This window comes from Arthrobacter ginkgonis (genome assembly GCF_039540195.1).
Classification (GTDB): domain Bacteria; phylum Actinomycetota; class Actinomycetes; order Actinomycetales; family Micrococcaceae; genus Zafaria; species Zafaria ginkgonis.
Genome location: NZ_BAABEO010000008.1, coordinates 272,217 through 283,760, shown reverse-complemented (window position 1 = coordinate 283,760; position 11,544 = coordinate 272,217). Strand labels below are relative to the sequence as shown.

The window sequence follows — 11,544 nt, the reverse complement described above, 5'->3', positions numbered from 1 at the left end:
GTACCAAAAAGACGCTGTCCCGCCCGCCTACGTCTAGTCATCGCCAGTGTGCACCATGCCCGACTCACCAGGCGGGCAGGAATTCCGAGAGTTCTGCCTCCGCAGGTACCGGGCCGCCGTATTTGTAGCGGCGTCCCTCGGGAGCGGCCAAGTTCCGGTTCAGCGCTGGCCGTTGATGATGTCGTCGGCGTTCTCGAATGCCCATGTGGCGAGCGGAACCAACAACGCGCTCAGCTCGTAGCCGCGGCTGGTCAGGCTGTAGTCCGCTCTCGGCGGGATGGTCGCCTGGGCGTTACTGTTGACCAGCCGGCGTCTGCACGGACTCACGGTCACCGATAGAGTCGGATTGATGACTAGTGAACAGAATGCTTCCGATCTGCCGGGGCTAACCTTGTCCACGCTGGCTCCCGACCACTCTACAGACGGCTTTGTCCGGGTCCGTGGCGCCCAGGAAAACAACCTGCGCAACGTGGATGTTGACGTGCCTCGCGACGCCATCGTGGCGTTTACCGGCGTATCAGGCTCAGGGAAGTCGTCCTTGGCCTTCGGCACCATCTATGCCGAAGCCCAGCGCCGGTACTTCGAATCAGTCGCGCCGTACGCCCGCCGGCTCATCCAGCAGGGGCACAACCCGAAGGTGGAGCAGATCACGGGTCTGCCGCCCGCCGTCGCGCTTCAGCAGCGCCGCGGCACGGCCACGGCTCGTTCCACCGTCGGCACTGTCACCACGCTGTCCAACTCGCTGCGCATGCTTTTCTCGCGTGCCGGCAGCTACCCGGAGGGTTCCGGTCAGCTGGACTCGGACGCCTTCTCCCCGAACACTGCGGCCGGTGCCTGCCCGGAATGTCACGGCTTGGGCCTCGCGCACACCGTCAGCGAAGCCTCCCTGGTCCCTGATCCCTCCCTCAGCATCCGCGACGGCGCCATCGCCGCCTGGCCCGGTGGCTGGCAGGGCAAGAACCTGCGCGACATCCTTACCCACCTCGGCTACGACATCGAAACCCCCTGGCGGAAGTTACCCAAGAAGGACCGCGACTGGATCCTTTTCACCGAAGAGCAGCCCGTGGTGGAAGTGACGCCGCAACGTGACCGCGTCGCCAAGCCGTACAAGGGCCGATTCTGGAGCGCCCGGAGCTATGTGCTGCACACCTTGGCCGACTCCAAAAGCACCACCATGCGCGACCGCGTGCTGCGCTTCATGCAGACCGGACCGTGCCCGCGCTGTGGCGGTAGCGGGCTCAGGGCGGAAGCCTTGGCCGTGACCTTCGCCGGAAAGACCATCGCCGAGCTCAACGTCATGCCGATGACCGAATTGGCCGAAATAATCCGGCCCACCACGGAACTCACAGCAGCCGGTACCGCCTCGCGCAAGCAGTCCTCAGGCGAAGGCAACGAGGTGGCCGTCGCCATTACCCGGGACCTGCTGCTGCGGATCACCGTGCTGTTGGACTTGGGGCTGGGTTACCTTGCCCTGGGCCGCTCCACCCCCACGCTCTCTCCCGGGGAGATGCAGCGCCTCCGGATCGCCACCCAGCTCCGCTCCGGGTTGTTCGGCGTGATCTACGTGCTCGACGAGCCCTCGGCCGGTCTGCACCCCGCCGACGCCGAACCCTTGCTCGCGGTCCTGGACCAACTCAAGTCCTCCGGCAACTCCGTGTTCGTGGTGGAGCACAACATGGACGTGGTACGCCGCGCGGACTGGCTGGTGGATGTGGGTCCGCGCGCCGGTGAAGGAGGAGGCGAGGTGCTCTACAGCGGCCCGGTAGCTGGCCTCGCCAAGGTCCCCAAGTCCGTGACGAGGCCGTTCTTGTTCCCGAACGGTTCCGATGGGACGGCCGATGGCGGTTCGGTCGCCGACGGTGCCCGCAGCAGTGGTGCCCGCCGGGAAGCAGTGGGTTGGCTGGAACTACGGGACATCAGCCGGCATAACCTGCGCAAGCTCGACGCCGACTTTCCGCTGGGGGTGCTGACCGCGGTAACCGGTGTGTCCGGCTCAGGCAAGTCGACCCTGGTCAGCCAAGTTCTCGCCGAGATGGTCGGCGCTCGACTGCGTCCGGACGCCGACGCTACGGGGGATCCGGCGCCGGAGGACCAAGGCTCCGCAGCCGGGAACCCCGCCAGATCGCTGACCTTGGAATCCGTCTCCGGGCTGGATCAGCTGGACCGGCTGGTGAAGGTCGACCAGAAGCCGATCGGCCGCACTCCGCGCTCCAACCTCGCGACCTACACGGGACTCTTCGACGCCGTTCGGAGGGAATTCGCCGCCACGGACGAGGCCCGCGCCCGCGGCTTCGACGCCGGACGGTTTTCCTTCAATGTGGCCGGGGGCCGCTGTGAGACCTGTCAGGGGGAAGGATTCGTAGCCGTGGAACTGCTGTTCTTGCCCGGCAGCTACGGGCCCTGCCCGGAGTGCCACGGCTCGCGGTACAAGCCGGAAACGCTGGAGGTTACTTACCGCGGCCAGAACATCGCCGATGTTTTGGCCATGACGGTGAACACCGCCGCCGAGTTCCTCTCCGACGTCCCCACCGCCGCGCGCAGCCTCCAGACCCTGCGCGAGGTGGGTCTGGGCTACCTGAGGCTGGGCCAGCCCGCCACCGAGCTCTCCGGCGGCGAGGCCCAGCGCATCAAGCTCGCCACCGAACTGCAGCGCGCCCAGCGTGGCCACACGCTCTATCTGCTGGATGAGCCCACCACAGGATTGCACCCCGCCGATGTCCAGCTTCTGATGGCGCAGCTGCACCGGCTCGTTGACGCCGGCAACACCGTGATCGTGGTCGAACACGAGATGGATGTGGTGGCGGGCGCTGACTGGGTGATCGACCTGGGACCCGCCGGGGGCGACGCCGGCGGCCAGATCATCGCCGCCGGAACACCAGCCGTGGTCGCGCGCTCCACAAAGAGCCGGACGGCGCCATACCTGGCAGCCGCACACCTAAGACAACCCTGAAAAGACAGTGAAAATAGCTTCTCGAAAACGGTCCTAGGCTGCTCTACGCCTTGAAAGCGTGCCTGGCACGCACACCTTGGCGCCGCTATGACCAGATACTGTTGGACCGGCTAACACCGTAAATGACCTCTGTAGGTCAGGGACGGGCAGGAGCGTTGCGGAACACAGCAGCGTCGAGGCCAGCTGCAGCGTGTCTCCATATCCACGCGATGAGGCTCGCGGCAATCTGGTCAGGTTAGGCCGACAGGGGCGCGGTTTCAGGTATTCACGGACGAGCAGCGGGAGCGAATCGAGCCGCTGCGGCCCTCGAACCAAGGCCGGAGGTGGTCACCCCTTCGGTGACCACCGCCGGGTGGTCGAGGGCATCGCGTACCGGTACCGGACTGGGATCCCGTGGCGTGATCTGCCGCGGGAGCAGTTGCCGCCGTTCCCGTGGTGACCAGCACGGGCGATGAGGCCGCGCTTGGCGGCGGCCACGACGGTGTCGGATTTCGCCGCCCAGAGCCGGCCATGCAGTTGGCGTGCAGTGCAGCGCACGGTCAGGACCGGATAGGAGAGGTGGCGAACCAGCTTGACGGCACTCGGCAGGCCGAAGGCCACGAGGATCAGGCCGCTGAGCCCCGCGAGGAGGACGAGTGCGAAGACCCACGAGTACGACAATGAGCACCTAGGCGGGTGACCGATTCCGGATTCAGCTTCTACGTCGCGTCGATGCAACAAGCCCTGCAGAAACACGGCTACCAAGAGTCAGGCCCATTGGCGCGGGCAATTTTCGCGTCCCTCGAGGGCCTGGTCCTGCAGCAACTGACAGTGGCCGATGCCGGATCAATACGTGATGCGATCCTGCGAGTAGGACAGATGTTGGAAAGGACGCCCAGTCAGCAGAGCTCCGTCCTGGAGAAATCACATTTGGCTCCTGAACAACCAGTTGGGTAGTACAAGGGCGAGAGCCATATGCCGCGGATAGCGGCGGCGCCTCACTGGCATGTACCCGCTAGGTTTTAGTCGGTGCCGCTGGCGAGAAGTAGGCCTGCCTGCTTGCATGGCGGGCCCGGTCAGGGCAACGTCGTTGACGTCGAAGTCTGGCGCCTCCAAGTGCGGGCGGACCTGCCGACGGCCGAACGACCAGAGGTTAATTTATGACGGAACGCGGTTGAATTTAGATTCAATGTTTAGTTCCTGACCTCCTGAGACCTATTGCGCATGGCCGCTAAGAACACATGTTCTTAGCGGCCATGCGCTTTTGCGGACGCTTGCCCAGTCCAAAATGATGCCGCCAGCATTTTGCTGCATAAAAGGAATGGCTGGCTAAACTCGTGGCCGCAATCAAAGTCGTTCAAAAGACTTAAGGCACCGTTCTTGCCTCGCGTTGGATCCGCTCTGCGGGCGCGCCCGCAGAGGACGGCTCAACGTCACCGGCGAAGCCCGTAGCCGTAATTCCCTTAGAACAGCGGCCAAGGCACCGCCGGCATCTCACCGCTCGGAGCCGGAAACCGCCCTGCCAAGCGCAACCGGGCGCAGCGCGCGGCGAGCAATGCGATTTCGTCGGTGCTGAGCAAGTCCGCCAGGTTTCGGCCCAGCTCACCGTGCAGTCCTTCGCTGACACGCTCTATGCCGTCGCGTTCCTCGGCGGTTAGAGCGTCTCCCAGCCATCCCCACAGCACCGTGCGCAGCTTGTGGTCACGGTGAAAGGTGAGCCCATGGTCCACGCCGTGCCGGTGTCCATCCGTCATGGCAAGAATGTGGTCGCCTTTGCGGTCGGCGTTGTTGACGACGATGTCGAACACCGCCATGCGTCTGAGCGCTGGCGAGTCTTCGTGAACGAGGGCGACCATCCGTCCGTTCTCATCTCGTCCCTCGAGAACGTGTTTCCAGCCCGTCTCCGGCACGTGGTCCGTCGCGACCAGGTTCACAGCGCTTTGGGCGGGTTCTTGCTCCTGCCAGAGCTGCACCATTCCTTCGCCCATCGGCCCATTGCGCAGCCAGGTGTGCGGCACGATGTCCCAGCCGAAGACCTGCGAGACCAGGTAGGCGGCCACTTCCCGGCGAGCCAGGGTGCCGTGGGGAAAATCCCACAGCGGACTTTCGCCTGCTATCGGCTTATAGACGACCGCCACGTCGCCGATGCTGCCCAGAAATGTAGCGTTTGAAGCAGTCATGATGCGGCCGGTGAGCGTCAGCTCGGCGGTCACTAGGTCCGGCGCTGGCATTAGATCTCCGGAAGGGTGCAGATGTGCCCGTCGGCGTCTATGGGGTAACCGCAGAGCGGGCACGTCGGACGCCCGGCGTCCACGATCTCCCGGGTGCGCTTGGCGAATGCGCGGGCGGTGCCGACCGGCATTCGCACCAGCAGCATTTCGGGCTCGTTAGCGCCGTCCTCATCAAGCGATTCGTCGTTGTCATCAGCATCGACATCGGTGATGGGGTGGGCCTCTATTACGATCTGGGCCGTGGTTGGGTCCCAACCTAAGCTCATGGCGCCGGTGCGAAACTGCTCCTGAACGGCCTCGAGCTGGTCATTGTCGACAAGTTCAATGGGAGTACTCGTGGGAACGCTGAAGGGGTTGCCCTCGACGGTGATGAGCTGGTCGAGAATTTCGTCGATCTTCTCCGCGAGCAGAGCCGACTGCTGCTTCTCCAGGGCAATACTCACGATCTCCGTCCCTGCGCGCACCTGCAGGTAGAACGTGCGCGCCCCGGGAAGGCCAATGGTGCCAACGACGACCCGATCAGGCCAGGAAAACTCGTGAACACGTGTAGGCATGTCAGTATTTTAGGCATATGAGGTTCATGGCGCCTTTTGCCCTACACCGCCGCCCACCGGCGCATCGCCGGAGTGGATGCCGTTCGACAGCCATGACAGATCACCCGCGTCGGTGTTGGTCGCGTAGACGCTCGGCCGACTAGCGCCGTAGCGCACGATCGATACGGAGGCGGGGCCCACGTTAATACGCTGGAACAGGTCAAGGTGCATGCCGAGCGCGTCGGCGAGGATTGACTTGATGATGTCACCGTGACTCACCGCCGCCCACACGGCCCCTGGCCCATACTCGGCTTCGAAGGCTGCATCGTGGCGTCGAATCGCTGCCACTGAACGAGCCTGCATCGCGGCCATGGATTCACCGCCGGGAAAGACGACGGCGGACGGTTGCGACTGCACAACCGGCCACAAATCCTCGGTCGCGAGATCACTGAGCGTGCGGCCCTGCCACTGGCCGTAATCGCACTCGGTGAGATCGGGATCGACCGGCGCGTACGGCGTGCCAGCCTGGCGATCGAGGATGAGCCGGGCGGTCTGCTGACAACGCTCAAGAGGGCTCGACACCACCCCGACTAAGGGCACGGCCGCTAGCCGGTCTCCGGTCAGAGCCGCCTGGTCCCGCCCGGTCTGGTCCAGGCTGACGCCGACGGACCGACCGGCCAGCAGTCCGGTGGCATTGGCTGTGGTGCGGCCGTGCCGCACGAGAATGACTGTCGCCATCCACCCAGCCTAACCACCCGCTCGACGGCGGTGTGAACCGTACAGGGTCGCGCGTCGAACAGGCAGATCCCCCCCCACCCAAGTCGACCCCCGCATGGAGGACAGGCGGTCGAGTTTGGTCCGGACCAGGGTGTCCCCGCTTCGGCAGGCGGCCAGCGCTTCCCGGAGTCCCGGCCGTGCCCGGTTGAACTCTTCGGACTGTTGGGCATGACTGTTCGGACCTTTGTGGGCCCGGAGAAAACCAACCGCGTCGGGCTGATCGTCGAAGTCCCGGACACGGACACGTTCCAGCGAATGATGGAGTCCGAAGCCGCGGCCGACGCCATGAAATTCGACGGTCTACGCCCCGACACGATCCTGGTGCTGGTCGAACCCGACCGCAACCGCTGACCATCGGACGTAATGCTGGCCGGTGGTCACTTTTGAATATGCAACTGCGCGGGTAGATCCGGTTCTTGCAGTGCAAAAAAGTTACCCAGCCGTCGTGAACCGGCAGGGCAGTGGTGGGTTTCAGTAGTGGTATAGCTGCTTTGCCTGTAATGCCCGGTTACCGGATGTTTGCTGTGCGGGGCAGTCTGGTTTGGGAGCCTTGACTGAGACGGCTCATTCGAACGGCCGCCGACTGGCTCCGTCCGCCTCCAGGCGCTGGCGTGCGGTGTTCAGTCCCGCTCCCACCGGTACGTGGCCGGTGGCCGCTGCCAGCCCGAAGACCGGCATATCAGCCGGCGCCCAAGGCGTCGGCCAGCAGCCGTCGAAAATCCGGATCTCGTGACGATCGGCCAGCAGGTTCGTTGGCGTAACCCCCTGTTCTGCAACAGGTTGTTTGATTACGGAACGTGGTGGTGGAGTTCCGCTTCAACGTCTGAGAGAGCCAGCGATCGGCGCAAGCAGGCAGGTCATTCGGGCCTTGGGCGCCTGCGGTTGCGCTTGGTCTCGGAGCGCAACCGTTTTCCTTCGAGTCGACGACGCCGCGAGCCACTCGTGGGAAGACTTAAGCGCCGGACGACAGGGGGAGCCACTGCGTCTCGCAGGACTGCGGCGAGGCGTTGCCTCGCCGCAGTCCTGTTACGCCACTGGGAGCGGTGCTCGGAGGCGCTGATGGTAAGCACCGTGCCCGAGATTCTCTCGGAGAGCCGGTCGATGGCGCGTTCGCGCTGGACCTCGCTCAGCGCTGTTGTCGTGCCTAGATCGAGACTGAGCTGCACACGTGAGTCGGCGGTGTTGACGCTCTGGCCACCAGGGCCGGAGGCTCGGGAGAACTGCTCGACCAGCTCTCCCGCCGGTACCCGGAGGCCGCGGGGCGCGCCGGGTCCCGGGGGCACATGCAGGTCATCCACACGATTATTGTCCCGCAACTCCGACGCGGTTGCCGCGATCAGTACCGGTAGGAAGCAGCCAAGGCGGGATGCCAAGCTTCGCACATTACAGCGTGTACGAACCTGAGGTTGCTCGGCTACGGAACGTGGTGGAGTTCCGCTTCAATGTCTAGTGGGAAGAAGTGACATTCGCGTGGCCGGGAGCGTCCATGGTCTACGGGGAATCCAACCTTGCCGATGCACAGCGCGAGCACGTCAAGACCGCTCTCAGTAGTTTTGCGGCAACGCTTGAACGCATGATGGCTGCAGACGGTTTGCAGTTGCATGCGTCGCCACTCTGGCGGCCGTGGAATATCTTCGTCGCTTGGGACCCGGCGCGCATCTGGTGCGCGTTCGCTCCCGCGACTGGCTTGAGCGAGATCCGCTGGACTCGCCAAGAGCGTCCGCTTTCGGGTGAGACCATCGTAAATGGTCTGCGCCAGGAAATCGGATGGGAAGTCAGCGCGCTCGTAGACCTTCCTCTCCCAGAGCAAGGCACGTCCGACAAGCAGTTCGCCGCCACTGCCATGCGGCACATCGGCGAGATCCACAAAACCCTCCGGCGCCAACAGATCGGGAGTAGTGACGACCTGAAACACCTAGAGCCATACTGGGATTCGTTCCTCGCCGACCACCCCGAGCCTGACAAGAACTTCTTTGTCATGATGCGGTTCTCCCCGACGCAACAGCTGCTCGAAGCCCACAACGCGATCAAGGACACGCTTGCTGCCCGGGGGGCTCAAAGCCCTTCGCGCTGACGACCGCAACTACACCGGCGACGTGTGGACAAACATCGAGCTGTACATGATGGGTAGCCGGCGCGGCATCGCCGTATTCGAGGACATCGAAGACCGGAATTTCAATCCGAACGTGTCGCTCGAGTTGGGGTACATGTTGGGGCGCCAGAAGCAGTGCATGATCCTTAAGGAAAAGCGGCTGCCAAACGTTCCCAGCGACGTCGTTCACAGGCTGTATAGCCCCTGGGACGCCTTCGACACGCACGCAACGATGAGTAGCGCAGTGGCCCGCTGGGTCGACGTCGACCTCGGCCTGCGTCAATAGGGGGAGTTCCGATTTAACCTCTCAAGAGTGCCGCGTGACTCCGGAGATGCGCACCTAGCCGTCTCGCTCCCTCCGAATGGCCTTAGGCGCGGCGAGTTCTGAGATTGTGTCCAGCTTGTCGACGCAGTTCAGACAAGAGGGCGCCTCACCGGTTCCCTCCGCAGCCCATCAAGTAACGGGGGATCTGATCCGGCGGCATGGTCCCGTCCGGTCACGATAGGTGCCGGGGGTGGAGGGAGCAAAGAACCATCTTTTTTGAGGACTTGGAGTGCGGGCAACGGGAAGGCTTTACAGGCTCCCTCCGATCCCAATAGGTAACGGGGAAGTGTGGGGAAGTGCAGCCTTGGTTCCTGGGTGCCCAGACAGATGCTGGCGGTCGAGAGCGACCTGGCCGCTCAGATCGTTACAAATCGTCGTAGGCATCGTCTATGGTGCTGTTCGTGGCCGCAAAAATTGTCGACGTCGGGTTTGCCCAGCGCGTGAAGGCGCTGGCATGCACGGCACCGTTGCACGACCTCGACGCGCACAAGGCGCAGGTGCAGACCGCGGATTTCACTGTCTACCAGATGAGCGAGCTGGCGCTGCACGCCATCGATTCGGTCACCCTGGCAATGGACTTCGACACCGGTGCCGACCCGCAGCAGGTCACCGCCGATCTCGCTGAGCAGGCCGCCCAGCAGTCGCCCGACAGGTCAGGGGCTGAGCACCACAAAGTCGCTCGATGGGTGCTGGAGAACCTGATCAACGTCGGTTCCGCCGATCGGGGCTTCCGCGCACTGTACGGGCTGACCACCGGCGACGGGGCGTACCGAACCTACGCGTTCGACTTCAAGCTGCTTGAGGAAGTTCCCGGCACCGACGGGGAGATCTACCTGCGGGCCACCAATGAGGCGGTCAACGTCCTCGTCGGTGCGCTGGAGGTTGATATCGAGTCCGCGCAGATCGCCGCGGACCTCCGTCTGGACACCCTCATCCGCCGCGGCCGGCTCTCCGACGCCCAAGCCGCCGCGCAGTCCGCCCGCTACCGCACCATCCAGTACGGCGAGATGCTCCGACAAAAGCTGGAGGCCACCGGCCGCGACGTGCGCAGTGTGGACTGGCTGACCGAGATGCCGGCGTTCCTCGACGAGGCCGTCGGGCACATCGAGGCCCGGTACAAGGCGGAGAACGCCATCCTGCTCAACATCACCGAGATCCGGGACGCCGCCGACACCGCTGACCGCAAGCGGCAGGCCGCGCAGCTGGTGGAGATCGTCCGCGAGTGCTTGTGCCGCCACGAGCAGCTGCAGGCCGCCGTGCAACTGGCCGGCCGCCGGTTCCGCGCCGAGCAGGACCGGCAGACGTTCATCCCCACCCGGGCCGGCGCCACTCTCGATCTGCACGCCCAGCTGCTGGTGCCCGCACTGGGGATCAGCGTCGTCGCCGCGGACGTGGTGCTCGGCGCATTTTTCGTTCATAGCGTTGGTCCTATCGTGCCGCCGGCGTTGCGGCTGTCGGACCTGTGGTGCGGGCTAATTACCCCGCCGGCCGAGCGGGAGGTCCTCGGGGGCGTGGTCACCGAACCCGAGCTGGACGAGGTCGAACCGGATCCGCCGTTCCCCGGGGAATGCTATGAGCTGCTCGACGAGCTTCTCGACCTCGATCCGGACGCGCCCCGGCGTTTGTCCGGGCTGTTGGAGGAGGCACGGGAGATTCACCCGTGGCTGCCGTCGCTGGTCGTTGTCCGGGTACTGGCGCTGGCCGCTCAGGAGATCCACGCTGCCGTCCGGCATGGCGCGACCAGTGTGCTGATGGCCATCGACGACGGCACGCCGCTGCGCGACCGCGAGTTCGCTGGGTCCGACCTCATCGTCGCCCGCGCCGCGCTGATCCCCGACGCCGAGGAGGGTGCGGCATGAGCAGCGCCATCGAGACGATCATCGACGCCGCCCGGCTCATTGGGTACGGGCTGCGGCCCAAGCTGCTGCCCGCCCGGGACGAGCAGTACCGCATGCTGGTTGCCCGCGCCCGCGCCGACGACGACTTCGCTGCCGTCGTGCACGCCGTCGCCGCCGGCCTGGAGTTGGTCGTGCTGGGGGTCAGCGAGCGCACCGGTATCGTAGTCGCCTCCACCGAGGACAGCGCGTTCGCGATCCGGATGACCGACTACGCCCGCCGGACCAGCAGCGAGGGCAAGGCCGCCGAGCGGGTCGTGCATGCTCTGGCCCACCTGGGCGCGGCCACGCTGGCCTTCCCTCGCCCGGCCGACCTAGCCGACGAGTCCTACATCGGGCGGATCACCGTCGAAGGCGTCGACGCATTCGTCAGGGAGGCCGCAATCCGGCTGGCCGACCGCGTCGGGGACGAGACGCCCGACACCGACACCGCCGAACCGGACATACAGGCCGCCTGGCGGGTCTATGCCCGCCGAGCCCGCACCGGCACCACGGGTGACGGGCGCAAGCTGTCCAGCTCCACGATTGGCATCGTTGGCAAGGCGCTGGCGTTCCTCGCCGACCAGGGGTTGCTAGTCCGTACCTCTGAGGAGCGCGGCGGCACCTACCGCACCACCCCGCGGTACCGGGCGCAGGTCCGGGAGGCTGGCGCGGTCATGTTCGAGGAGTTGCTGTCGCTCGGCATCACCGAGGTCAGTGACGGTGCCGGCACCATCACCGTCGGTTGGGACGCCACCACCGTCCAGTCGCTATAAGGAGCGC

General features: G+C 65.0%; 11 protein-coding genes and 2 pseudogenes. 7 read left to right on the top strand and 6 right to left on the bottom strand.

All coding sequences use genetic code 11. The features are described 5' to 3' along the window. Positions 1–159: 159 nt before the first annotated feature. Positions 160–327, bottom strand: a complete 168-nt coding sequence (locus tag ABD912_RS03850; RefSeq protein WP_345148600.1) for a winged helix-turn-helix transcriptional regulator — start codon at positions 325–327, stop codon at positions 160–162. A 22-nt stretch (positions 328–349) separates the two neighbouring features. Here ABD912_RS03850 and uvrA point away from each other — a divergent pair, with 22 nt between their 5' ends. Together uvrA and ABD912_RS03840 are read left to right on the top strand one after the other, a co-directional pair. Further along, positions 350–2,950, top strand: coding sequence for an excinuclease ABC subunit UvrA (uvrA, locus tag ABD912_RS03845; RefSeq protein ID WP_345148598.1), 2,601 nt, complete (start codon positions 350–352; stop codon positions 2,948–2,950). 288 nt (positions 2,951–3,238) lie between these two features. After that, a pseudogene (locus tag ABD912_RS03840) lies at positions 3,239–3,380 on the top strand (transposase); the annotation flags it as partial. Between the two features lie 1,012 nt (positions 3,381–4,392). Here the strand turns inward: ABD912_RS03840 and ABD912_RS03835 are convergent. The 4 genes and pseudogenes from ABD912_RS03835 to ABD912_RS03820 all read right to left on the bottom strand — a co-directional run. After that, positions 4,393–5,160, bottom strand: a complete 768-nt coding sequence (locus ABD912_RS03835) for an SCO1664 family protein (RefSeq protein WP_345148597.1) — start codon at positions 5,158–5,160, stop codon at positions 4,393–4,395. Next, on the bottom strand, positions 5,160–5,714 hold the full coding sequence (locus tag ABD912_RS03830) for a DUF3090 domain-containing protein (RefSeq protein ID WP_345148596.1): 555 nt from the start codon (positions 5,712–5,714) through the stop codon (positions 5,160–5,162). The genes ABD912_RS03835 and ABD912_RS03830 overlap by 1 nt, the downstream gene beginning before the upstream one ends. A gap of 24 nt (positions 5,715–5,738) precedes the next feature. Then, positions 5,739–6,431, bottom strand: coding sequence for a histidine phosphatase family protein (locus ABD912_RS03825; RefSeq protein WP_345148595.1), 693 nt, complete (start codon positions 6,429–6,431; stop codon positions 5,739–5,741). A 99-nt stretch (positions 6,432–6,530) separates the two neighbouring features. Continuing rightward, positions 6,531–6,617: pseudogene (locus tag ABD912_RS03820) on the bottom strand (recombinase family protein); the annotation flags it as partial. Positions 6,618–6,638: 21 nt separating this feature from the next. On the opposite strand from ABD912_RS03820, the gene ABD912_RS03815 reads away from it, so the two are divergent. After that, positions 6,639–6,821, top strand: a complete 183-nt coding sequence (locus ABD912_RS03815) for a hypothetical protein (RefSeq protein ID WP_345148594.1) — start codon at positions 6,639–6,641, stop codon at positions 6,819–6,821. Positions 6,822–7,327: 506 nt separating this feature from the next. Here the strand turns inward: ABD912_RS03815 and arfB are convergent. Further along, positions 7,328–7,768, bottom strand: coding sequence for an alternative ribosome rescue aminoacyl-tRNA hydrolase ArfB (arfB, locus tag ABD912_RS03810; RefSeq protein ID WP_345148593.1), 441 nt, complete (start codon positions 7,766–7,768; stop codon positions 7,328–7,330). A 188-nt stretch (positions 7,769–7,956) separates the two neighbouring features. On the opposite strand from arfB, the gene ABD912_RS03805 reads away from it, so the two are divergent. The 4 genes from ABD912_RS03805 to ABD912_RS03790 all read left to right on the top strand — a co-directional run bounded on the left by ABD912_RS03805 (position 7,957) and on the right by ABD912_RS03790 (position 11,537). Next, positions 7,957–8,544, top strand: coding sequence for a hypothetical protein (locus ABD912_RS03805; protein WP_345148592.1), 588 nt, complete (start codon positions 7,957–7,959; stop codon positions 8,542–8,544). A 22-nt stretch (positions 8,545–8,566) separates the two neighbouring features. Then, positions 8,567–8,848, top strand: coding sequence for a hypothetical protein (locus ABD912_RS03800; protein WP_345148591.1), 282 nt, complete (start codon positions 8,567–8,569; stop codon positions 8,846–8,848). Between the two features lie 440 nt (positions 8,849–9,288). Continuing rightward, positions 9,289–10,746, top strand: coding sequence for a hypothetical protein (locus ABD912_RS03795; protein ID WP_345148590.1), 1,458 nt, complete (start codon positions 9,289–9,291; stop codon positions 10,744–10,746). Further along, positions 10,743–11,537, top strand: a complete 795-nt coding sequence (locus ABD912_RS03790; RefSeq protein WP_345148588.1) for a hypothetical protein — start codon at positions 10,743–10,745, stop codon at positions 11,535–11,537. Before ABD912_RS03795 ends, ABD912_RS03790 begins: the two co-directional genes overlap by 4 nt. Positions 11,538–11,544: the final 7 nt, after the last annotated feature.

Excerpts from the sequence above, each read along its gene's own strand:
- uvrA (WP_345148598.1), top strand. The coding sequence starts at position 350 with ATGACTAGTGAACAGAATGCTTCCGATCTGCCGGGGCTAACCTTGTCC.
- ABD912_RS03835 (WP_345148597.1), bottom strand. The coding sequence starts at position 5,160 with ATGCCAGCGCCGGACCTAGTGACCGCCGAGCTGACGCTCACCGGCCGC.
- ABD912_RS03830 (WP_345148596.1), bottom strand. The coding sequence starts at position 5,714 with ATGCCTACACGTGTTCACGAGTTTTCCTGGCCTGATCGGGTCGTCGTT.
- ABD912_RS03825 (WP_345148595.1), bottom strand. The coding sequence starts at position 6,431 with ATGGCGACAGTCATTCTCGTGCGGCACGGCCGCACCACAGCCAATGCC.
- ABD912_RS03815 (WP_345148594.1), top strand. The coding sequence starts at position 6,639 with ATGACTGTTCGGACCTTTGTGGGCCCGGAGAAAACCAACCGCGTCGGG.
- ABD912_RS03805 (WP_345148592.1), top strand. The coding sequence starts at position 7,957 with ATGGTCTACGGGGAATCCAACCTTGCCGATGCACAGCGCGAGCACGTC.
- ABD912_RS03790 (WP_345148588.1), top strand. The coding sequence starts at position 10,743 with ATGAGCAGCGCCATCGAGACGATCATCGACGCCGCCCGGCTCATTGGG.